Annotated in this window: 17 protein-coding genes and 1 pseudogene; 7 read left to right on the top strand and 11 right to left on the bottom strand. The window is 59.9% G+C overall.

The window, feature by feature from the left end; all coding sequences use genetic code 11:
- Positions 1 to 460: 460 nt before the first annotated feature.
- The 4 genes and pseudogenes from EKD03_RS19015 to purB all read right to left on the bottom strand — a co-directional run bounded on the left by EKD03_RS19015 (position 461) and on the right by purB (position 4553).
- Positions 461 to 1390: a dCTP deaminase domain-containing protein gene (locus EKD03_RS19015; protein WP_476695789.1), complete on the bottom strand. Its 930-nt coding sequence runs from the start codon at positions 1388 to 1390 to the stop codon at positions 461 to 463.
- Positions 1364 to 1702 (bottom strand): annotated as a pseudogene (locus EKD03_RS19155) (dCTP deaminase); the annotation flags it as partial. The pseudogene EKD03_RS19155 and the gene EKD03_RS19015, both read right to left, overlap by 27 nt.
- Positions 1699 to 3171: a thymidylate synthase gene (locus EKD03_RS02920; protein ID WP_129627170.1), complete on the bottom strand. Its 1473-nt coding sequence runs from the start codon at positions 3169 to 3171 to the stop codon at positions 1699 to 1701. The gene EKD03_RS02920 and the pseudogene EKD03_RS19155, both read right to left, overlap by 4 nt.
- Before the next feature lie 2 nt (positions 3172 to 3173).
- Positions 3174 to 4553, bottom strand: coding sequence for an adenylosuccinate lyase (gene purB, locus EKD03_RS02915; RefSeq protein ID WP_129627167.1), 1380 nt, complete (start codon positions 4551 to 4553; stop codon positions 3174 to 3176).
- A 479-nt stretch (positions 4554 to 5032) separates the two neighbouring features.
- Between purB and EKD03_RS02910 the strand changes: the two genes are divergently transcribed.
- The 3 genes from EKD03_RS02910 (at position 5033) to EKD03_RS02900 (ending at position 8005) form a co-directional block, all read left to right on the top strand.
- On the top strand, positions 5033 to 5530 hold the full coding sequence (locus EKD03_RS02910; RefSeq protein ID WP_129627164.1) for a hypothetical protein: 498 nt from the start codon (positions 5033 to 5035) through the stop codon (positions 5528 to 5530).
- 280 nt (positions 5531 to 5810) lie between these two features.
- On the top strand, positions 5811 to 6671 hold the full coding sequence (locus tag EKD03_RS02905) for a geranylgeranylglycerol-phosphate geranylgeranyltransferase (protein ID WP_161569163.1): 861 nt from the start codon (positions 5811 to 5813) through the stop codon (positions 6669 to 6671).
- A gap of 14 nt (positions 6672 to 6685) precedes the next feature.
- Positions 6686 to 8005, top strand: coding sequence for a protoporphyrinogen/coproporphyrinogen oxidase (locus tag EKD03_RS02900; RefSeq protein ID WP_129627158.1), 1320 nt, complete (start codon positions 6686 to 6688; stop codon positions 8003 to 8005).
- A gap of 2 nt (positions 8006 to 8007) precedes the next feature.
- On the opposite strand, the gene EKD03_RS02895 is transcribed toward EKD03_RS02900, so the two are convergent.
- From EKD03_RS02895 to EKD03_RS02870, 6 genes are all read right to left on the bottom strand, one after another.
- On the bottom strand, positions 8008 to 9933 hold the full coding sequence (locus tag EKD03_RS02895) for an ABC-F family ATP-binding cassette domain-containing protein (RefSeq protein WP_129627155.1): 1926 nt from the start codon (positions 9931 to 9933) through the stop codon (positions 8008 to 8010).
- Positions 9934 to 10210: 277 nt separating this feature from the next.
- On the bottom strand, positions 10211 to 10741 hold the full coding sequence (locus EKD03_RS02890; RefSeq protein WP_129627152.1) for a transposase: 531 nt from the start codon (positions 10739 to 10741) through the stop codon (positions 10211 to 10213).
- Positions 10742 to 10920: 179 nt separating this feature from the next.
- Positions 10921 to 11676 (bottom strand): ABC transporter ATP-binding protein, encoded by a 756-nt coding sequence (locus EKD03_RS02885; protein ID WP_129627149.1) that lies wholly within the window; start codon positions 11674 to 11676, stop codon positions 10921 to 10923.
- Positions 11673 to 12410 (bottom strand): tRNA (guanosine(37)-N1)-methyltransferase TrmD, encoded by a 738-nt coding sequence (trmD, locus tag EKD03_RS02880; protein ID WP_129627146.1) that lies wholly within the window; start codon positions 12408 to 12410, stop codon positions 11673 to 11675. Before trmD ends, EKD03_RS02885 begins: the two co-directional genes overlap by 4 nt.
- A gap of 5 nt (positions 12411 to 12415) precedes the next feature.
- Positions 12416 to 13327 (bottom strand): alpha/beta hydrolase, encoded by a 912-nt coding sequence (locus EKD03_RS02875; protein WP_129627143.1) that lies wholly within the window; start codon positions 13325 to 13327, stop codon positions 12416 to 12418.
- Positions 13328 to 13508: 181 nt separating this feature from the next.
- Positions 13509 to 14114, bottom strand: a complete 606-nt coding sequence (locus tag EKD03_RS02870; RefSeq protein ID WP_129627140.1) for a GNAT family N-acetyltransferase — start codon at positions 14112 to 14114, stop codon at positions 13509 to 13511.
- 177 nt (positions 14115 to 14291) lie between these two features.
- Here EKD03_RS02870 and miaA point away from each other — a divergent pair, with 177 nt between their 5' ends.
- Together miaA and EKD03_RS02860 are read left to right on the top strand one after the other, a co-directional pair.
- Complete coding sequence (miaA, locus tag EKD03_RS02865; protein WP_129627137.1) at positions 14292 to 15248, top strand: tRNA (adenosine(37)-N6)-dimethylallyltransferase MiaA; 957 nt, start codon at positions 14292 to 14294, stop codon at positions 15246 to 15248.
- Positions 15245 to 16162, top strand: a complete 918-nt coding sequence (locus tag EKD03_RS02860) for an MBL fold metallo-hydrolase (RefSeq protein WP_129627134.1) — start codon at positions 15245 to 15247, stop codon at positions 16160 to 16162. Before miaA ends, EKD03_RS02860 begins: the two co-directional genes overlap by 4 nt.
- 183 nt (positions 16163 to 16345) lie before the next feature.
- Here EKD03_RS02860 and dnaE read toward each other — a convergent pair whose 3' ends face one another.
- Positions 16346 to 20152: a DNA polymerase III subunit alpha gene (dnaE, locus tag EKD03_RS02855; protein WP_129627131.1), complete on the bottom strand. Its 3807-nt coding sequence runs from the start codon at positions 20150 to 20152 to the stop codon at positions 16346 to 16348.
- 382 nt (positions 20153 to 20534) lie between these two features.
- Here dnaE and EKD03_RS02850 point away from each other — a divergent pair, with 382 nt between their 5' ends.
- Together EKD03_RS02850 and ruvC are read left to right on the top strand one after the other, a co-directional pair.
- The gene (locus EKD03_RS02850; protein WP_129627128.1) at positions 20535 to 21290 is read left to right on the top strand and encodes a YebC/PmpR family DNA-binding transcriptional regulator; all 756 of its coding nucleotides are present in this window, start codon (positions 20535 to 20537) and stop codon (positions 21288 to 21290) included.
- Between the two features lie 14 nt (positions 21291 to 21304).
- A complete protein-coding gene (gene ruvC, locus EKD03_RS02845; protein ID WP_129627125.1) occupies positions 21305 to 21781 on the top strand; it encodes a crossover junction endodeoxyribonuclease RuvC in 477 nt (158 codons plus the stop codon).
- Positions 21782 to 21784: the final 3 nt, after the last annotated feature.

The following is a 21784-nucleotide window of genomic DNA, read 5'->3' as shown; positions in this document are numbered from 1 at the left end:
ACCGCAGAGGACGGGGAGGGGCGCAGAGGATGCGCACATGGGTCTCCCCTCTACGTCCCTCTGTGTCCTCTGCGGTCAACAACCGGGAGGTATGGCTGTTGACCGCAGAGGACGCGGAGGGGCGCAGAGGGAGCGCACATGGGTCTATCCTCTGCGTCCCTCTGTGTCCTCTGCGGTCAATAACCGGGAGGTATGGCTGTTGACCGCAGAGGACGGGGAGGGGCGCAGAGGGAGCGCACATGGGTCTATCCTCTGCGTCCCTCTGTGTCCTCTGCGGTCAATAACCGGGAGGTATGGCTGTTGACCGCAGAGGACGGGGAGGGGCGCAGAGGGAGGGCACATGGGTCTATCCTCTGCGTACCTCTGTGTCCTCTGCGGTCAATAACCGGGAGGTATGGGCTGGGCGCATCACGATGCGCCCCTACGTTGTGGTGGCTTCGACAAGCTCAGCCAATGCCGCTTACCCCTCCTGGGCTGAGCCATCAATCCGGGGCAGCACAATCCCCACCTGCCCCTGATACTTGCCACGCTTATCGGCATACGAGGTTTCGCACGGCTCATCGCCCTCCAAGAAGAGCACCTGACCGATGCCCTCGTTGGCATAGATACGCGCCGGGAGCGGGGTGGTGTTGCTGATCTCGATAGTGACGAAGCCCTCCCATTCGGGTTCCAAGGGCGTTACGTTGATGATGATTCCGCAGTTATGAACAAAAACCCCGGCCTCAAGCGCAAAATTACCCGCATCAGGTACAGTGAGACAGTAGACATCATGTGTGCCAGGAAGGCTGCGGATCGCCGTCACCTTATGGTTGCGTACAGCGGTGCCCTTGAATGCGTGGATAACCTCTGGGAAGCGCCGAAAAACAGCTCGATCACAGTTGAGTAGAGGTTCAATATTCCAGGGGTTATTATTGCGCCGGTTCATATCCTTATGATGGCGATGGGTGCCAGGGACATCAGGGTAGATTCCGTAGCGTGTATTCCATTCATCGGCTAGGCGATGGGTTGGATTTAGGAATCCATTGAGTGGCTGATACACCATTTCATAACCACGATAGTAATCGCGGTAGAGCGGCATGAGTGAATCACCGGGTCTTAGTTGATCCGCGTTGCTCTCTCTGCCATCACGCATCAGGAAGACATGATCGGGTGTGCAGTTGATCTTTTCGCCATTATCGAGTGTAACCTCTAGCAGATTATCACGCCCGATATAGCGTGGTTGTTCGAGGAGAGTCACAATAAGCCGCCCATTTGGGCCTATGCTATACCCCCAGAACAACTCTCCATCATCAGCACGCCGCGCCATCTCTTCAAGGGTTGGGGCGGTGCCATCCACAAGGGCGACGCGGGTGTCGGCACTGAAGCAACGCGCATACGTTGATTTCCCGATCACAATACAACTGACATTACGCGGTATACGGAACCGCTCAAACGACTGCGCAAGTGCAAACGAATTGGGTGGGATGTCAATATGATCGGCTTCGATGTCTACGAAGGAGCGCGGATTGAAGTTCTTGGGGTCAACCAAGACGTTGAAGACATTGGTGAAGACCTTGAAGTGGTTGGTGACGCGCATGTCGTAGCCGTAGGAGGTGAGGCCGTAGGAGATGATCCCACTGCGTACCTGCTCATCTACAAATGGCTCGATCATGCCATGCTCAAGGGACATTCGTCTGATCCAGCGGTCGGATTTGATGCTCATAGGTGCAGCCTTACGTATGATTCAAGGGCTAAGGGACGATCTTGGTGGAAGCTGGCGGGGCGTCCGAGGGACAGGGCGATCTCGGCCTTCTGAAGCTCCTGGCCCAGATAGAGGGCGTGGCTCATTTCACCGATATAGGGCGCAATTTGGCGGCTCAGGTCGCGGGCTGTGCTGCCCCGGAAGGTCTGGAGGTGCTCCCCGGCGGGGCTGTAGTGGCGCACGCTGATTACGGGTGGCTCCAGCACAATCACGAAGGCGCCGCGTGGATCGTGGGTCAGGCGCGGGTTCTGCGGGCGGTAGTGCTGGGCAAGGAGTTCAGCGGCGGCCTCCCAGTCGTGGGCGTAGATGTGGGCGGAGTGGGAGAGGATGGCCAGATCGCCCAGCGCCACGCCGCCCAATTCCTCGGCGATCAGCGCTTGCAGGGCGCGCAGTGCGTAGGCGTTGGAAGGCCAAGCGCGAAAGATGTCGTGCGAGCGGAAGTAGACGGTCAGGTAGAGGCGCGGCGTGGCCTCGCCGGGGGCAGGACGCAGCCGTGCTTGCACGAGGTTGAGGCAGGGTGGATTAGCGCTGCCCGCATCCTGGTGCGGGTTCCAGAGCACCGCCACTGCCCGGCGGCTGGTCGCGGCGCTGCGCAGGTCGGTGCAGATGGCAGCCACCTGATCGATCTGGTCGTCGAAGGCGCGCAGCCGGGCACCGTAGGTGTAGCTCACCCCCTCGGCGGGGTTGGCGGTGAGGATCTGGCCCAGGTAGCCGCTGTAGCCGCCATCGGGCAGGCGTTCGCCCAGGCTCGCACGGGTAAAGGGCATCCAGTCGGCATGCGAGAAGGCGGCGGGATCGCCCGGCTCCTCGCTGATGACCGTGAGCACATCCAGGATCTCGCGCTGATTGGAGCTGTGCTGGGTGCCACCATGCACACCAAAACTCAACACATTCCAGATCAGATGCAGGTATGCCTCGCGCACAGTGGCGGCGCGCACGAGTAGCCCACAGGCGGCGGCGGGCAGTGAGGCGGCGACGGGTTCGGTGTAGGGGAACTCCTGCGCCGCTGGTGCAAAGGGCTGCGCTGGGCAGTGGAGCGTGTTCAGGAGCGCGGCGATCTCCTCCGGGCGCACGACATCACGCGCATCGTGGAGCGTGACGCTCTGACGCACCAGATCCACCGCTGCGGGCGGGATCTCTGGGTGCAGGCGGACGGCATCCCGCTTTTCCCAGAGATCGAACAACGCCGCCCCGCTGCCGGTCATGTCTTTGCCACACACCAGAATGGTGCGGATGGTGGGCCGCGCCAGCAGCGTGCGCAGCATAAAGCTGATCCCATCGCGGGAGTAGAGATTGCCCACCAGCGCATACGCATCCGGGTTGAGCGCAGGCAGCACGCGCTCCTGCGGCGTCCAGAGCAGACAGACAGCAACCCCGGAATTGGGGTTGCCGAGGCTGAGGCTCTGGGCGAAAAATGGGGGCCAGGACATGACTACCGCCCCTCCAGCACCGTCGCCAACTGCGCGGCCAAGCCGGTGTAGCCCTCCGGGGTGAGCGCGAGCAGTTCCGCCTTGACCGAATCCTCGACCTGGATCTCGGCCACAAAACGGTGTAGATCCTCCATCGTCATAGCGCGGCCGCGCGAGAGCTGCTTGAGCGCTTCGTAGGGTTCGGGGTAGCCAATCCGGCGCAGGATGGTCTGTACCGCCTCGGCCAACACCTCCGGGTGCGCGGTCAGATCGGCCAGCAGCACATCGCGGCGCACGCCCACCTTGCCCAGACCCTTCAGGATGCGCTGGTAGCCCATCAGGCTATAGCCGAAGGCGGTGCCCAGACTGCGCAGCACAGTGCTGTCGGAGAGATCGCGCTGGAGGCGTGAGACGGGCAGTTTGCGGCTGATATGTTCGAGCAGGGCACCGGCGAGACCCAGGTTGCCCTCTCCATTCTCAAAATCAATCGGGTTGACCTTGTGGGGCATGGTTGAGGAGCCAACTTCACCCGGCTTGGGGGCCTGCACCAGATAGCCATCGCTGATGTAGCGCCAGCAATCCTGGCTCAGATCGATCAGGATCGTGTTGGTGCGCTTGATCGCATCACACAGCGCGGCCAGGGTATCGTGCGGCTCGATCTGGGTGGTGAGCAGTACCGGCTCCAGTTCGAGTGAGCGCACGAAGGCGGTGCTGAACTTGGGCCAATCAACACCGGGGAGCGCGGCGACATGGGCGGCGAAGGTGCCGGTGGCCCCGTTCAGTTTGCCGGTGAGCGGAGCGCTACTGATTGCTGCTACAGCCCGCCGTAGCCGAGCGAGGAAGACGTTCATTTCTTTGCCGAAGGTGGTGGGGGTGGCCGGTTGGCCATGGGTACGTGCCAACATCGGCGTCGCCGCCTCGCTGACGGCCAGGTCGCGCAGGCGAGTCTCGATCTGACCAAGCGCGGGGAGCATGATGCTATCGCGGGCATCGCGCACCAGCAGCGCATAGGCGAGGTTGTTGACATCCTCGGAGGTCAGCGCGAAATGGATCGCCTCGTTCCACGCCCCCAACTGCAACGCATCGAAACGCTCGCGCAGCCAGTACTCCACCGCCTTGACATCGTGATTCACCTTACGATCCCAGGCCGAGATCGCCAGCGCATCGGCGTCGGTGAACTGGCGATAGAGGGCACGCAGGCTGGCCTGCTGGCTCACATCAAAGGCGGGTACAAAGTCCACGCGGGGCGAACGGGCCAAGAAGATCAGATACTCAACCTCCACCCGCACCCGGTAGCGGAAGAGGGCTGCTTCACTAAAATAGCTCACCAACCCAGAAACATCATGGCGGTAGCGCCCATCAAGGGGTGAGAGCGCCGCCAAACGGGCCATATCGTCATACATCGGAGTGCCTCCATTGCGGTATTGTGTTGTGGTTTGCTGTTGCTGAGAGTACCACAAAAATGGGCTAGTGCGAAAAAGCCGGCGGTGGCTGAGCTTGCCGAAGCCAGCGCGAGGAGGTTACGGAGATGGGTACTCATTGGCATTCGGTTAAGGAATACCGCGTAGGGGCGCGTCGTGACGCGCCCCATGGCATTCCCAAGCGGTGCGGCAGCCCGATCATCGCGCCGGGGGGCGCGTCGTGACGCGCCCCTACGGACGCCCGAAGGTAGCACCGGCTTCCAGCCGGTGCTACCTTCGGGCTTAACCGAACGACTATGAGGCTGCGCCGCCCCAGACCTTCACTATTAACTTTGAATAAACATTTGATTAGTTGGATTTTTTAACTCTATCATGCTATACTATCCGATTGTATAATCAATCTTTTTATAAGATACATATACATACGATGATCATTTTCTAAATCAGGAGGAGTTGCGAGTATGCTGAACATCCCCCCCACACTTGAGCGCCGCTACCCGACTCTGCGATTCTTGGTAGGGCTGTATAAGGTTGTTGGGGTGATAGCGTTGACAGTGAGTATTGTTATAGGAAGCTTCCAATTGGTGGGTATGTCCCGGTTTAGTCTGCCATTAGGGTTCTTTGCTATGCTGAGTACCCTCCTCATTGGTGCAGCCATCGCAGGAGCCTGCTGGTTAGTCGCCGAGGGCATCGCGGTCTTTATGGCGATTGAAGAGAATACCCGCATGATTGCGATGAACATGAACACAGGAGCCGCTGCACCCCCAGCCGAGGATCTGAAACGTCTTGTGCAACAGATGGTTGATGAGCAGATCAACACGAATCATCGCCTCGATGCGCTGGTGAATACGCTGGTGGCTATGCGTGGCAATGTGAGTAGTGGCGTCCAAGGGATTGAGGCGATAGTCGAGAGTAGCAAGGCGACCGCGACGATTCTGTACCGTCAGAGCAACAAGTAGGGGCGCTGCTTGGCTCCTTCTCGGCACATCGTAACTGTTCACACTTCTCCTAGCTTCCGGTTTTTGACGCAAAGACGCAGAGGCGCAAAGCCTGCAACAGTAACTGTTCACAGTTCTCCTAGCATTCCGGTTTTGACGCAAAGACGCAAAGGCGCAAAGCCTGCAACAAAACCTTGGCGTCTTTGCGCCTTTGCGTCAACATGAGGTTTCTGTAGTTACCCCAAAAGCAATGATGGTATCATACCCCCAAATCACCAACCGAGGGGCAGAGGAACGTATCGTGATTGCCAGCAACATCCGCTACCAAGCCACAAATTTCGCCCAGATCACCCGTTTTACAAATACGATCTATGCCGGGATCTACGCCCTCGTCGGAAGTTATCTGGTGGGTGGAACCGCCAGCATTGGCCAACTGATCAGTTGGCAAGCGGCATTGGTCGTAGGGCTTATTGTCGCCTACGGCTTTGTGATCAACGACTATGTGGATGTTACGGTTGATAGCTACAGCAAACCGCAACGTCCCATCCCATCCGGGCGCATTAGTCGTAGGACGGCGCTCTGGTTCGCAGGCGGCTTGGCCATCTTCGCATTCCTGATCGCGCTACTCCTTGGCCCCAGTTTTGCACTCGTGGCGCTTAGTACCATCTTCATCGCCACCTTCTACTCACTCCAACTGAAGAGTACGGTGTTGTGGGGCAATGCGTGTATGGCGCTGCTGATCGCGCTGATCCCGATCTATGGCGGGATGGCCGCCGGTGGGCCGACCACCCTGATCTGGATCGTCGCTGGGCTGATGTGGCTCTTCGACTTTAGCCACGAGATTTTGAAGACCACCGCCGATTGGTGGGGTGATGGCAAAGCCGGGTTACGCACGGTGGCGACAGTCTTGGGGGTACGCGGAGCTGTACGCATCTTTCAGATCGTGGCCGCACTCTTCATTGGGGTTGCCCTCTTGCCCTGGATGCTCGGCCTGAGTAATAACCTCTATCTCTTCGCCATACTCCCATGTGCGGTGTTGCCCAACCTGGTCGTTATCCTGTTACTGGCCCGTCGTCACGATGATGCCATGATCACCCTGACCCTCAAGATTATGCGCATGATGTGGATCAGTAACCTCGTCCCGATCCTCTTATTAGGGTAGAATTACCACCTCAGATGGCCACAGATCCAACTGCCATTGTGATCGGGGCGGGATTGGCTGGATTAGCCGCCGCCCGCCGCCTGCACGCTCATGGGCTGCATGTGGTTGTCCTTGAGGCTGAGGCAAGTGTGGGCGGACGGGCGCGCACGGATCTGGTGCAGGGTAGCCAAATCGAACTCGGCGCTGAGTTTCTGGCCAGTTTCTACACCCGCACCTTGGCGCTGATTGATGAACTTGGCTTGCGTGATGATCTCTACCGTATCCCTAGCAGTTCGGCTATTCTGCGCAATGGGCGCTTCTATTCCCTCTGGGCCAACGCGCGCATCGCCCTCACCCCCCTGGTGGGGGTGGCGCAAAAACTCTCGCTCGCCTACCTGCTAGTGTCGCTACTGCGTCATGGTGCCCAACTCGATCTGCACTCCTTCCAGAAGGCGTACCCGATTGATAATTGCTCGGTGAGTGACTATGCACGGGCGCACTTCTCCGAGGAGGTGTTGGAGTATCTACTGCAACCGCCGCTCTCTGGCATCTTCTACTGGACGCCCGAACGTACTTCGCGGGCGCTGCTGCTGCTAGTGCTGCGGGCTGGATTGAGCCAGTTGGCGGGCTTGCGCCTCTATACGCTGCGTGAAGGGATTGGCCAACTGCCGCGCCGCATGGCGGAGGGGTTGGATGTGCGACTGGGAAGCCGGGTCGAGGCGGTGGAGTACCAGCCAGAGGGCGGCTATCTGGTGCGGGTGGCGGGTGGCCCCGCGTTGCGCTGCGAGTACCTGATCTGTGCCACGACGGCCAGTAGCGTTCCGCGCCTCTTCCCCTGGATTGATCCAGCGGCGCTCGATTTTTTCCGGGGGGTGCACTACTCTAGCACCGCTCTGCTGGCGACGGGGCTACACGGACGCTTGCCACGTGAGTTTTATGGCTTACTCTTCCCGCGTCGCGAAAGCGCCTTGCTGGCCTCGGCCACCGTGCAGGCGGTGAAGAGTCCCTTTGCGGTCCCGCAAGGCTACGACACCCTCGCGCTGCACATGTCTGGCCCGGCCATGGCCGGGCTGCACGTCTATGACGACCAGACTCTCACGCGGGTGCTGCTGAGCGAGTTGCGCCGGGTAGCGCCGCAGTACGATCCGAGTGCGCGGGCGACCTTCCAGCGCCTCTACCGTTGCCCCGAAGCGCTGCCGGAGTTTGATGTGGGTCACTTCCGCCGCTTGCATGGGTTGGCCGAGCATCCCCCTGGGCCACCGGGGTTGGGCTTTGCCGGGGATTATCTGGGTGGCCCGTATGTGGAGGGGGCCATCCTGAGTGGCGAGGCGGCGGCGGCGCGGGTGCTGGGGTAAACTCACACCGCTAACTGCTCCCACTGTTGATACTTCTCGGCCAGAAGTTGCTCCAATTCCACATACTGCTTGCCCAGCGCAGTGATCTTCTGCACATCCTGGGTTGCACTGGCCTTATCGAGCGCACTGCGCAGGCGGCCAAGCTCCTGTTCGAGCATGGCAACCTCGGACTCCAAGGCGCTGAGGCGGCGCTTGCGCTGCTTCTCCTCATTGGTTGGCGGCAGGCGTCCGGGGCTACTCGGCTGGGTGGAGGCAGCCTGCTCCGCCCGTGGTTCAGGCTGGGGCGCGGGTTGCGGGGTGGACGCCTGGTGTTCACTAAACTCGCTATAGTTGCCGATAAACTGACGAATACGGCCCTGCTCGACATACCAGACCTTATCGGCCAGCGCATCAATAAAGTAGCGGTCGTGCGAGACGAAGAGGATCGAGCCGGGATACTCCTTGAGCACCCCCTCAAGCGCCTCGCGGGCACCAATATCGAGGTGGTTGGTTGGCTCATCGAGCACCAGCAGATTACCGGGGAGCAGCGTCAGTTGGGCCAGCGCCACCCGTGAGCGTTCGCCACCACTCAGATCGCCCACGCGCTTAAAGACATCATCGCCACTGAAGAGGAAGCGCCCCAGCAGATTGCGCGCAGCGGGTTCGCCGAGGCCGGGGCTGACGCGAGTCAATTCCGCGATCACCGTGGCATGCATGTTGAGCATATCGTGGCCCTGGGCGTAGTAGCCGATCACCACCTGATGCCCCAGGCGTGGCGCGCCTTGGAGCGGAGTGAGTTCATTGATCAGCGTGCGCAGCAGGGTCGTTTTGCCGCTGCCGTTGGGGCCAAGCAGCGCCACCCGTTCGCCGCGATGGATCTCCATGCCATCGGCGCGTAGGAGTACACGCGGCTCCGAGTCCTGGCGACGGTCGCCGGGATAGCCAATCACCATGCCCTCCAGCGCCAAGACCAGTTCGCCACTGCGCAGCTTCGAGTCGAGGAAGAGACGCAGCTTGGTCTGCTCCTTAGGTCGCTCGATCATCTCATCACGTTTGAGGCGATCCAAGCGCTTCTCGCGGCCCTTAGCCTCGCGGGCACGCTGGCCCGCCTTATAGCGGCGGATGAACTCCTCGGTCTTAGCGATAAACTCCTGCTGCGCATTGAACTCCTTCAAGCGCCGTTCCAGCCGCTCGGCCTTCAGTTCCAGGTACTTATTATAGCCACCGGGGTAATCCTCAAGCACATTAAAGGCAATCTCCAGCGTGCGCTTCGTCACCCGGTCGAGGAAATAGCGGTCGTGGGAAATAACGATCAGCGTCCCATCCCACCCGCGCAGGAAATTTTCAAGCCACTCCAAGGCTTGCATATCGAGATGGTTGGTCGGCTCATCGAGCAGGAGCAGATCGGGGTCAGAGAGGAGCGTGGCCGCGAGGGCGGCGCGGGTCTTCTGTCCGCCGGAGAACTGCGAGAGGCGCTGATGGTGTTGGGCCTCGGTGAAGCCCAAACCGTGCAGCGTGCGCTTAATACGCGGCTCAATCTCATAGCCACCACCATGCTCAAAATGGGCCATCAGATCGCCATAGTGCTCCATCGCCTGCGCCCAACCGGGAGCAGCGGTATCAGCAATCTGCGGCTCCAAGGCGGTAATCTCGGCTTGCAGATCGGCGAGGTGCAAAAAAGCCGCCTCCATCTCCTGCCAGAGCGTGCGGTCGGTGGGGAAACGCACCTCCTGCGCCAGATACGCCACGCGGGTGCCCCGCGCCGGAGCCAGGATACCCGTATCAGCCGCTTCTAGCCCAGCAATCATCTTGAGCAGGGTACTCTTACCAGCCCCGTTCACCCCAACGAGACCGATCTTGTCACCCTTGGCTACCTGAAAGCTGACATCCTTGAAGATCAGCTCGGCTCCATAATATTTGGTCAAACCACCGACACTTAGCAGGGTCATGAGAAGTACCTTAGTTGACGCGAAGATTCTTGCTGCCAGCACAGGCAGCCTCTTGATTATGGCGAAAGCGGGGGCGGATGTCAACTAGGGGGAGTAATGTAACTGTTCACCCTTGGGGTAAAAGAAACCTCGTGTTGACGCAAAGGCGCGAAGACGCAAAGGGTTGTTGCAGGCTTTGCGCCTTTGCGTCTTTGCGTCAAAACCTGGAGGCTAGGAGAAGTGTGAACAGTTACGGAGTAATCTTCATCGTAGCCATATCATGCAGCCGACCATGAACTCAGCCTTTGCCCCAATTCTGCGGATTGGCAAGAATATAGTTTCGGATTCGCTTATGTGCATCGCCATTGCGGATAATATGATCATGATAGCGTGCCTGCCACGCAAATACCATCTTGTTGCGCCGCGCATAGGTGCTAACACCCGCCTTATACCCGCGTACAATCGCAGCCAGATTCTTCGACTGAGGACCGAACCTGTTGCCATGCATCGCTACGGACGGTAGCGATACTTCTTGCATTGCTACATCTCTGTCATCGGTTTTATTGATCACCACAATCCCGTGGACATGATTAGGCATCACCACAAATACATCCGGCACGACAAACGGAAAATGCGAGGGGATGGCCTCCCAACAATCGGCAGCGACCTGGCCCAGTGGCGACAGTACCATCTGACCCTTCACAACCTTGCCAAACCAATGGATTCGCTTAGCGGTGCAGATAGTGACAAAATAAGCAGCGTTGCTACCATAATCCCACGTTGCCCAACGGGTACTATCAACCCGGTACCTACCCTTATATCTATCCACGGTATCCTCCTCGGTACGGTTATGACGTAGAGACGCAAGATGTTGCGTCTCAAGAGACGCAAGATGTTGCGTCTCAAGAGACGCAAGATGTTGCGTCTCTACACCCCCATATACCGTACCGAGGGTATAAAATGTTGCACATCATGTATCATCACGTAGAGCCGCAATATCTTGCGGCTCTACCGCAACCCCGCTCGCACGGCGGTGATCAACGCGAAATAACGCGGATCATTGCGGGTCGCCGGAGTGCGCGGTCGGGGCAGATTGATCTCAACTACCCGCTCGACGCGCCCCGGTCGGGGCGAGAAGACCACTACCCGATCCGCCAAAAAGACCGCTTCGGCTATGCTGTGGGTGACAAAGATGACGCTAGGGGCGAGTGCCGGGTCTGCGCAGATCGCCAATAATTCCTGCTGCATGCGCTCACGGGTCAGTTCGTCTAGAGCGGCAAATGGCTCGTCCATCAGCAGGATGCGCGGCGTAAAGGCTAAGGCACGCGCCAGCGCCACGCGCTGCTGCATCCCGCCGGAGAGGTGTTGCGGGTAGGCGTTGGCCATATCACCCAGGCCCACCCGGCGCAGCAAATCATCGGCGCGGCTGCGCCGGGTGGCACGGGGTTGCCCGGTAATCTCTAGGGGTAGCTCAACATTCTGGCGCACCGTGCGCCACGGGTAGAGTACCGGCGCTTGAAAGACGATCCCGTACTCGTGGGCTAAGCGCGCTTCACGCGGCGTCTTCCCACCCACCACCAGGCTGCCCGCGTCGGGTTGCTCCAGTTCGGCGATCAGGCGCAGGAGGGTACTCTTACCACAGCCACTCGGCCCGATCACGGCCACAAACTCACCCGCCGCTACCCGCAGACTCACCGCCTCCAATGCCGCCACCGGCCCTTGGGGGCTGGGGAAGGTTTTGCTCACTTGGTGGATGGTGATCATTCCCCATTCCACCCCAACTCGGCCAGATAGGCCAGATCATGCTTATCGAGTAACCCCTGCTGCACAGCGCTCCGCACCATGTCCGGGCGGCGCGCCAGGGTGCGCCGCAGCCGCTCGCGCCGCCGCCACTTGGCCACTTCGCCGTGGTGGCCAGAGGTGAGGATCGCCGGAATCTCGCGCCCCTCCCAGACTGCCGGGCGGGTGTAGTGGGGGTACTCCAACAGCCCGTCGCTGTGGCTCTCTTCGGCAATCGACTCGCCATCAATCACCCCCGGCACTAGCCGCGCCACCGCATCCACCACCACCATCGCCGCGAGTTCCCCGCCGGTGAGCACGTAGTCGCCAATACTGATTTCGCGCGTGATCAGGCTCTCGCGCACCCGCTCATCCAGCCCCTCGTAGTGGCCACAGACCAACACCAGCCTTGGCTGCTGGGCCAACTCGCTGGCCAAGGCTTGGGTGAAGGGCTCGCCATCGGGGGAGAGCAGAATTACGGGTGGCGCTTCTTCCCCCACCACCGCACGGATGGCAGCCGCCAGCGGAGCCGCCTTCATCACCATACCCGCGCCGCCCCCATAGGGCGCATCATCGGCGGTGCGGTGGCGGTCGGTCGCCCAATCGCGGATGTTGTGCAACCCGATCCTGATCGTCCCCGCCTGCTGGGCACGTTTGAGGATACTCTCGCCCAAGGGCGCAAACATCCCCGGAAAGAGGGTCAGAATATCAAAACGCATAGCTCTCACATCTCAGATCGCAACGATTCCTCAAAAAAGCGCGTCACCCGTTCACAATAGGCCGGGCGGTCGGCGAAGTAGCCGCCACAGTGCTCGACCCCCTCAACCACCCAGAGTTGCTTGGGTGCGTCCGCAGCGGCGAAGAGGCGTTGGGCCTGCGCGACTGGCACGGTACTATCGTTCGCGCCGTGGATGATCAGGATGGGGCGTGCGCCGATCAGGGCCATCGCATCAATCGGGCGGGCCTGGGTAAAGCGGTAGCCGTGACGGCGCACCAGCATCTCGTCCGCCGCGTGGATGATCGGCGCGGGCGGCATCAGCCCCATAGTGCGGCGGACTTGGTGGGCTACCACATCCGCCACCGAGGTGAAGGAGCTATCCACCGATAACGCGGCAATCGCTGGTTCCTGCGCCGCCGCCATAATCGCCACCGCCGCACCCATCGAAAACCCGACCACCCCGATCTTCGCCCCGGCTACCCGCGTCTGCGCGTAGGCCACCGCCGCCCGCAGGTCATCCACCTCGCGGCTGATCAGCGTGTGCGGCCACGGCTCCGAGTTCCCACGCCCGCGATAGTCGAAGAGCAGCACATTGAAGCCGGCGCGCCACACACTGGTGCCGATGCCCAGCAGATCATCCTTGCGCCCGCTATGCCCATGTGACCCGATCACAACCTCTGTGGCCCCAGGATACGGCATCCACCAGCCACTCAGCGCCAAGCCATCGGCGCTGCGCAGTTGGATCGATTCGTAGGGGACACCCAACTCCCATGGCGTGAAGGTGTAGTCGTCGCTATAGTGGCGCGGGTGTTGCGGGCTAACCCGCGTGGTCACATACCAGGCGGTACCGACAATCGTGCCGAGCGTGCCGAGCGCCGCCGTGGTCAAGAAGGGCAACAGGTTGGTGCGTGGTGTCATAGTTCTATTTTGGTGGAAATTGTTCATTGGGGGCATTGTAGCAGTTTTTGGCCATGCCCTGCGAAGGTATGGGCAATGGGGCTACGCCCCAAACCTCCATCACCTCCCGGCGGAGGTTCGGAGGAGGCGCAGCCTCCCCCGAAGAACTCTTTTTTGAAAAAGCGGGTCTGGGGCGCAGCCTCTACGTATGTGGCGTTGAGAAGGGAAAAACCGGGGCTTCGTTATCGGTCAGTTGCAGATCGATCTCATACAACCCCGATGTATAATGCCCACTGTAGGGCAACCCCAGTTTGTGGACAATCCCGATCATTCCTAGATTGTCGGCATGGGTGAGCAACACCATGTGGTGGATGCCGCGCGCTAACGCTACCTGCACGAGCAGATCAAAGACCTGCACCCCAACCCCAGCGCCCTGGTAGTCGTCGCGTACCACTATCGAGGCTTCCGCACAGGCCGGGTCATCACCGATGCGCCCGTAGCGCGCCACCGCGATACCCTCCTCTTTCCCGTCCTCAATCACCGTTGCGATCAACGCCGCCGCCCGCTCCGGGTCAATATGCGCTAGATGCCGCGTCTCACGCTGCACCTGATCTGCATCAACATGATCCAACGGGACAAAAAAGCGCCGCCAACGGGTCTCCGACGAGAGCTTATAAAACATGCGCTCCAGCAACGGCGCATCCTCGCGACGCATATGGCGCACATGGATACTCTGCCCGCTACGTGCCTTGATCGTAATCTCGGCATGCAGGTCGGGGTGGGGTTGGGTAGGGGGATGTGCTACCATTGTCGTTTCCTATCCGTTAGGTGGTGGGGTGTCGCGTATCTTCAATACTTTTTCCTATAAAAGTAGTGTACCATGTGCGTGTTACAGTCTGTAGGTACTTTTAGTAAGCTGAATATAAAAATTCCTGATTAGGACGCCATAAAACCTAATAATGCAGTGCGTCAAAAGAGTGTCGTTATGATAAACCAACCCACCCTCACCGCGATCATTGGGCCAACTGCGGTGGGCAAAACCGCCTTCGCGGTGGCCTTGGCCCAGCGCATTGGGGGTGAGATCATCTCCGCCGACTCGCGCCAGATCTATCGGGGCATGGAGATCGGTACCGCCAAACCCACCCCCGCCGAGCAGGCGGCGGTAGTGCATCACCTGATTGATATCTGCGACCCTGATGCCGAATTTTCGCTGGCGATGTACCAGGATCTGGCCATGACCGCGATTGCGGGGGTACACGCACGCGGACGGCTGCCGTTGTTGGTGGGTGGTACCGGCCAATATCTGGCCGCCGTGCTGGAAGGCTGGCAGATTCCGCGTGTCCCGCCCCACCCCGACATTCGCGCCGACCTCGAACGCCAAGCGGCGGAGCGCGGTATTGCGGCACTGCACGCATGGTTGGTCGCGGTTGATCCGAGCGCCGCCCAGCAGATCGGCCCTACCAACCTGCGCCGTATCGTGCGTGCCCTTGAGGTCTATCTGGTCAGTGGCCAACCCATCTCGGCCCAACAGACCCGCCAGCCCCCGCCGTATATGATCCGTACCATCTGGCTGCAACGCGAGCGTGAGGAACTCTACCGCCGCGCCGATATCCGGGTGGACGCGATGCTCAGCGCGGGCTTGCTAGAGGAGGTGGCGCACCTGCGTAGCCAGGGTTACGCATGGGAACTTCCGGCCATGTCGAGCCTGGGCTACATGCAACTGCGCCCCTATCTTGAAGGTGAGGCCAGCCTCGCGGCGTGCATCGAACGCCTTAAGTTCGATACCCATAACTTCATCCGCCGCCAAGGTGCCTGGTTTCGGCGGCTGCCCCAGCTTGAGCCGATCATGCTGGAGGATGCAGGAACATCCCAGCTTGATCGGATTGTCGCATCGTTCACCCCCACCGACCAGCCGGTACATGAACCAAAGGAGCTATCATGACAACCACCCCCGACGGCGTTATCACCATTGACGACATGCATCTAGGTCGCCCTGAGGTCATTGCGACCTACTTGCTGACGGGTACTGAGCCGACGTTGGTTGACCCTGGCCCCGATAGTACGCTTTCCACCCTCGAAGCGGGCCTCGCTGCCCAGGGATTGGCCCTGACCGACATTCGCAACATTCTCCTGACCCACATCCACCTCGATCACGCCGGGGCCACCGGCTCAATCCTGGCCCGCAATCCACATGTCAAGATCTATGTGCATAATGTGGGTGCCCAGCACATTATTGACCCTTCGCGCCTGATTAAGAGCGCCACGCAGCTCTATGGTTCGCTTATGGAGACGCTCTGGGGCAATACGATCCCGGTGCCCTCCGAGTCGATCATCACGCTTGATGGTGGTGAGATGCTCGATCTGGGCGGACGGACTGTCCACGTCTTCGATGCCCCCGGCCACGCCAAACACCATCTGATCTACCTCGATCAGCAGAGTGGTGGAGCCTTCATTGGCGATAACGGCGGCGTGCGGCTGCCCAACCTGCCCTTTGTCCGCCCCGCCACCCCGCCCCCAGACATTGATCTGGAAGCTTGGGATGGCACGCTGCTCATGCTCGATGAACTGATGCCGGATTGGGTGATGCTTACCCACTTTGGGGCCTATAACGATGTGGACTTCCACATCAGTCAGTACCGCGAACGGCTGGCGCAGTGGGGCGAGTTTGTGCGTCAGACGCTGGAGAGTGGCAATCCTGAGGCCGAACAACTGGCCGCTTTTGAGGCCATGGTCGCCGCCGAAGCCGCCAACCTGAGCGAACCCCAACGTCAAGCCCTCATCAACCAGACCGGCTCGCTCGAACTGAGCTGGCGCGGGCTGGTGCGTTACTGGCGCAAACGGGCCGAGGCGGCGTAGAGACGTTTTTCCAAACGGTGCATTATACCCCTCCCCCCTACCCCCTCCCCTTTCAGGGGAGGGGGCGAGAAATTCATGATGGTGCTGCGCACGCGAAGCGTGCGCAGCACCATCATGAATGGTATACCCCCCTCTCCCGCATGCGGGAGAGGGGGGCTAGGGGGGTGAGGGCCGGAAGTTCTTCTACTCTACCCGTACCCCTTCGTTCCCCAACACCTTGCGGAGATCGGCGATCAGGTTGGGGGTACAATCCACCGTATGCGCCGACTCTAAGACCACAATCCCCACCCCGTTGGGTGTGTAGAGCCGTACCCGATCTGTGCCGTTGCTTGTCAGCAGGAGTTTATGCACCTCTTGCATCACATTCACATTGGCCTCATGATCACTGGTGCGTGGCAGGCGAATGCGCAGTGTCCGCCCACTAAAACTGGGTGTCGTACTACTACTACCCTCCGCCGTCGCCGGAATGGGTGCGCTACGCTCTTTCTTGGGCGCGGCTTTGCCGTTGCCGTTGCTGTGGCCGTTGCCATTCCCGTTGCTCTTCAACGTCACCGCCTCACGGTGCGGAATGACCGAGATCGGGGTGGCGGGTGCAGCAACCGGCGCTTCGGCCACGCTGCGCTCGATTCGGGGTGGTGCGACCATTAGTGTCTCCTCCATCGGGGTTGGCTCCTCAATCATCTGCTCGGCCACCCCTTCGAGATCCATCTCTACCGCCACTACTTCCGGGGCTGCGTCAACATCCACCGCCTCCACACTATCCACCACCAACTGCGGGGCATCACGGCGGTTATCCACCTTGGCCGCCAACTTCACCACCGCATCGTTCTGTAACAAGTCGCCACTCTTGCTCAACACCTTGGGGAAGACCACCAACTCAATCGTGCTGGTAGCGTCATCCAACACCCCCACCAGCATCGCATCGCCCTTTTTGGTGCTGATGTGGCGCACGCCGCTCAACAGGCCAATAAAACGCAGACTCTTGCCCAGATGCTCGTGGGTGATGTCACACAGCCGGGTAATCCCCTCCCAATTCACTCCGGTCAACGCTTGCGAGACCGGGTCATTCGAGAGGTTCAGGCCCAACAACTCGCGTTCCCACAGCAACTCCTCCTTCATGTCGGCGGGGTTGCTAGTGATGATCGGCAAGTTGATGCGTTCGACATGGATGCTACTCTCACTACTACTCTCGCCCATCATGTCGAACAGACTCGCCTGGCCAACATCACGCGCCTTCTGGGCTTCGGTCGCCGCGCTGATTGCCTGATCGAGTACCGCCAACTTCTGCCGCCGTGTACCGGGCAGACTATCGAGCGCCCCCGCCTTGATCAGACTCTCAACCACCCGTTTGTTGATCGCGTTGCGATCCACGCGGGCGCACAAATCTTCGAGCGTACTAAACGCCCCACCCTCTGCACGCGCCGCCAGGATCGCATCAATCGGCCCCTCACCCACGTTCTTGATCGCCGCCATACCAAAACGAATGCCGCGCTCATAGCGCACCCCGGCGGGTAGTTGCCCTTGGATCGGCTCGATCTCAAAGCCCTTCTGCGAGAAGTTGACATCGGGAGGCAGGATCGCTACCCCCAACCGCCGCGTCTCCAAGGCCGCCTTGCCCACATCCTCGATCACCCCACCCGCGCCGGTCAGCACCGCCGCCATATACTCTACCGGGTAGTTCACCTTCAGCCAAGCGGTCTGATAGCTCAGCAACCCGTAGAGCGTGGCGTGGGGCCGGTTGAAGGAGTAGCCCGCAAAGGGCAGAATCAGTTCCCACAACTCATCGGCAATTTCGGCGCTAATCCCCTTCTTCAGACAGCCTTCCTTGAACTTGGCCCCGTTTTCGGCCATCAGCTCTTTGTTCTTCTTGCTGATCGCCTTGATGACGATATAGGCTTGGCCCAAGGTGTAGTCAGCGACGGTCTGGAGCAGTTGCATGATCTGTTCTTGGTAGACGATCACGCCGTAGGTGTCCTCAAGGATCGGCTTGAGGATGGGGTGTAGATAGGTGATATTGGCGGGATTATTTTTACCCTGGATGTAGTGCGGAATCTGCTCCAAGGGGCCGGGGCGGTAGAGCGCCACCATCGCGTAGAGATCATCTACCCGCGTCGGCTTGAGTTGCATCAGGTAGCGCGTCATGCCCGCAGATTCCAACTGGAAGACATTCTTGGTTTCGCCGCGTCCTAACGACTCAAAGGTCTGCGCGTCTTCCAACGGAATATTCGCCAACTCGATCTTGCGCCCTGTGGAGCGCTCGATATAGTTCAGCGCCTCGGCTACTACCGAGAGGTTCGTCAGCCCCAGAATATCCATCTTGAGCAGACCCATCTTGGCCAGGGTCGGCCCCTCAAACGAGGCCATCACTCCATGCTCGTCCTTAGTCGTGCGCTGGAGTGGTACCATTTCCTCTAGCGGGGTGCGGCTCACCACGACGCCACAGGCGTGGGTGCCGACGTTGCGCATGCGCCCTTCAACCTTCTTGGCCCAATCAATCACCTCGGCCAAGTGTGGCTGGGTCGTGTAGATCTGTTTCAGTTCGGGCACTCGCTCCACTGCCTGGCTGATCGTGGTGCCCACCGGCAGCGTGGGGATGAGCTTGGCGACCCGATCCACCTCGGAGAGTTCCACTCCCAACACGCGGCCCATGTCGCGCAGCGCCGCCTTGGCCCCCAGCGTGCCGTAGGTGATGATCTGGGCCACATTCTCGCGCCCATACTTGCCCGCAATATAGTCAAGAATCTCACCGCGCCGCGAGTCGGCAAAGTCGGTATCAATATCGGGCATCTCTAGGCGTTCGCGGGAGAGAAAGCGCTCGAAGAGCAGTTTGTTCTCCACCGGGTCTACATCGGTGATACCCAGACAGTAGAGCACCAACGAGGCTCCCGCCGAGCCACGCGGCAGACACGGGATGCCGCGTGAGCGCGCATACTTCACGTAGTCCCAGACGATCAGCATGTAGTCGGGGAAGCCGGTGGCATTGATCACATCCAGTTCATCATCGAGGCGTGCGATGTAGTGCGCGGGCGGATTGCCGTTGCAACGCTTCATCAGCCCCTCTTCGCACACCAGCCGTAGGTACGAAGCCGCATCGTGGCCCTCCGGCAGATCGAACTGCGGCAATTGCACCCGCCCAAAATCGAGCTTCAGATTGCACATATCGGCAATCCGGCGCGTATTCTCCAGCGGCGCCGTGCCATAATGCTTGAACTTGGCCCACATCTCCTCGCCCGACATGATGTGGTAGCTGTCGTCCATCTTGAAGCCCTTGTTACAGAACTCCTGATGGGTCAGGTTCATGCCCATGGCCATCACCCGGTGCTGCGTCTCCATGTCCTCCGCACGCACAAAGTGGGTGTCGTTGGTCACCACCATCGGAATGCCGAGCTCTGCCCCGATGCGCACCAACTCGTCGTTGATGCCCTCTAGTTCCGGGGTATTCTGATGCAGTTGCAGTTCGAGGAAGTAGTTGTCTGGGCCGAGCAGATCGCGGTAGTAGGCTGCCGTCTCTAGCGCCTGCTTGCGCTGTTGGGCAGTGAGGTTCTGGATCACCTCCCCAGCAATGCAGGCCGAGGTGACGATTAAGCCCTCGTGGTACTGTTCGAGCAACTCGCGATCAATACGCGGGCGCGCAAACACCCCCTTGCCCATCCCGTCCAAGTGGGCACGGGTGGTCAGCCGCACCAAGTTGCGGTAGCCAACCTCATTCTTCGCCAACAAGAGCAGGTGGTAGTAGTTCTTCCCGCCACGCGCCATCGCATCATTGCGCGAGCCGGGGGCCATATAGGCTTCCACACCGATGATCGGCTTGATCCCGGCCTTCTTCGCCGCATCATAAAACTCCATCGCCCCATACATGACCCCATGGTCGGTCAGGGCGATGCTATCCATCCCCAACTCAGCCGCCCGCCCGGCAATCGCCTTGGTCGAAGCGTAGCCATCCAGCAGGCTGTATTCGGAATGGACATGGAGATGAATGAAGTCTTTCATAGCCGTAGTTTGCCCTGGAGCTACCCGCTCCATTCAGAAAACGCTTTACACTATAAGAAACCACATCAGGCATTAGCCTGATGAGAAGAGAACCTTATCCACAAGCTATTTGTCAGATCTCGTGCTTCAGGGAGCGAAGAATCTACATAATGTGGGGATAGATGGGAGCCATCACGGTCGCGCTGCTATTATAGCACAGCCGCACCGGGTGTGGGGAGTGTAAGCCGTTGTGGAATGACAACAGGGTTGCTCTTCACCATGATTCCATAGGGGCGAAGCATCGCCCGCCAGTTTCCCATACCCTATGGAGGGCGATGCTTCGCCCCTACAAGGCATCTGGTATAATAGCCAGCAGTATTGACCACGCAGGAGGCACACTGCTATGTCGGGCCATTCCAAATGGCACAGTATCCGGCGCTCAAAAGGGGTCACCGACCAGCGCCGAGGCCAACTCTTTACCAAGCTTGCCCGCGATATTACCATCGCAGCCCGTGAGGGTGGCAGCGCCGATCCCGATCTCAACTTCCGGCTGCGCCTCGCGATTGACAAAGCGCGCGCCAGCAATATGCCCAACGAGAATATCCAGCGCGCCGCCGAGCGCGGCGTGGGTAAGGGCAATGAAGCGGCGCTGGAAGAGATCTACTACGAGGGCTATGCGCCCGGTGGCGTGGCGCTCATGATCGAGACCGCCACCGACAACCGCAACCGCACCAGTTCCGATGTGCGCTCGACGATCAACAAGGCGGGTGGCAACCCCGGCGAACCCGGTTCGGTGGCTTGGATGTTCGAGATGAAGGGTCTGATCACCGTCAGCCTCATTGGCACTAAGCTCGACCCGGATGATGTCCAACTCCAAGCGATTGATGCCGGTGCCGATGATGTCGAGGTTGCCGACGATACGCTAGAGATCTACTGCGAGTGGACAAGCCTCCACCTTGTGCGCCAAGCCCTGCTCGACCAGGGCATCCCGCTCATCGGGGCGGAAAAAACGATGCGTCCCAAGACGCTCGTCCAACCCGAAGAGAAGGAGGCACTCTCGGTGCTCCGCCTGATCGAGAAGCTCGAAGATCTCGATGATGTCCAGAAGGTCTATTCCAATCTCGACATTACCGATGAGCTTGCGGCCAGTTTTGAGTAGTTCCAACATCATCTATGCGTACCATCGGCATTGATCCGGGTACCGCCCGTATGGGCTGGGGGGTGGTCGAGAAACAGGGCGGCGAGGTGCGCCTGGTTGAGTTCGGGGTTCTCACCACCCCCACCGGGATGCCGCAGGCCGAGCGGCTGCACAAACTCTATACCGAGTTGGTGCAGATCATCCAGCGCCTCCAACCCCAAGCCGGGGCGGTCGAAGAGCTCTTCTTCGGCAAGAATGTCAATACCGCGATCACGGTTGGCCAAGCGCGTGGGGTGGTGCTGCTGGCTCTGCAACAAGCCGGGCTGAGTATCCACGAATATAAGCCGCTGGTGGTCAAACAAGCCCTCACCGGCTATGGTGGGGCCGACAAACGCCAAATGCAGGAGATGGTACGCATCACCCTCGGCCTCACCAGCATTCCCCGTCCCGACGATGCCGCCGATGCCCTGGCGATTGCGATCTGCCACGCCTATACCAACCGAGTCTTCTAACAC

The sequence above is a fragment of the Candidatus Oscillochloris fontis genome, assembly GCF_004138135.1.
GTDB lineage: Bacteria > Chloroflexota > Chloroflexia > Chloroflexales > Chloroflexaceae > Oscillochloris > Oscillochloris fontis.
The sequence above is the reverse complement of the archived record's forward strand: the minus strand, read 5'-3'. Positions and strand labels throughout refer to the sequence as shown.

What these genes read in the sequence shown, in the direction of transcription:
- EKD03_RS02850 (WP_129627128.1), top strand. Translation starts at nt 20,535, where the DNA reads ATGTCGGGCCATTCCAAATGGCACAGTATCCGGCGCTCAAAAGGGGTC.
- EKD03_RS02875 (WP_129627143.1), bottom strand. Translation starts at nt 13,327, where the DNA reads ATGACACCACGCACCAACCTGTTGCCCTTCTTGACCACGGCGGCGCTC.
- miaA (WP_129627137.1), top strand. Translation starts at nt 14,292, where the DNA reads ATGATAAACCAACCCACCCTCACCGCGATCATTGGGCCAACTGCGGTG.
- ruvC (WP_129627125.1), top strand. Translation starts at nt 21,305, where the DNA reads ATGCGTACCATCGGCATTGATCCGGGTACCGCCCGTATGGGCTGGGGG.
- EKD03_RS02920 (WP_129627170.1), bottom strand. Translation starts at nt 3,171, where the DNA reads ATGTCCTGGCCCCCATTTTTCGCCCAGAGCCTCAGCCTCGGCAACCCC.
- EKD03_RS02900 (WP_129627158.1), top strand. Translation starts at nt 6,686, where the DNA reads ATGGCCACAGATCCAACTGCCATTGTGATCGGGGCGGGATTGGCTGGA.
- EKD03_RS02885 (WP_129627149.1), bottom strand. Translation starts at nt 11,676, where the DNA reads ATGATCACCATCCACCAAGTGAGCAAAACCTTCCCCAGCCCCCAAGGG.
- EKD03_RS02910 (WP_129627164.1), top strand. Translation starts at nt 5,033, where the DNA reads ATGCTGAACATCCCCCCCACACTTGAGCGCCGCTACCCGACTCTGCGA.
- trmD (WP_129627146.1), bottom strand. Translation starts at nt 12,410, where the DNA reads ATGCGTTTTGATATTCTGACCCTCTTTCCGGGGATGTTTGCGCCCTTG.
- purB (WP_129627167.1), bottom strand. Translation starts at nt 4,553, where the DNA reads ATGTATGACGATATGGCCCGTTTGGCGGCGCTCTCACCCCTTGATGGG.
- EKD03_RS02895 (WP_129627155.1), bottom strand. Translation starts at nt 9,933, where the DNA reads ATGACCCTGCTAAGTGTCGGTGGTTTGACCAAATATTATGGAGCCGAG.
- EKD03_RS02870 (WP_129627140.1), bottom strand. Translation starts at nt 14,114, where the DNA reads ATGGTAGCACATCCCCCTACCCAACCCCACCCCGACCTGCATGCCGAG.
- EKD03_RS02860 (WP_129627134.1), top strand. Translation starts at nt 15,245, where the DNA reads ATGACAACCACCCCCGACGGCGTTATCACCATTGACGACATGCATCTA.
- dnaE (WP_129627131.1), bottom strand. Translation starts at nt 20,152, where the DNA reads ATGAAAGACTTCATTCATCTCCATGTCCATTCCGAATACAGCCTGCTG.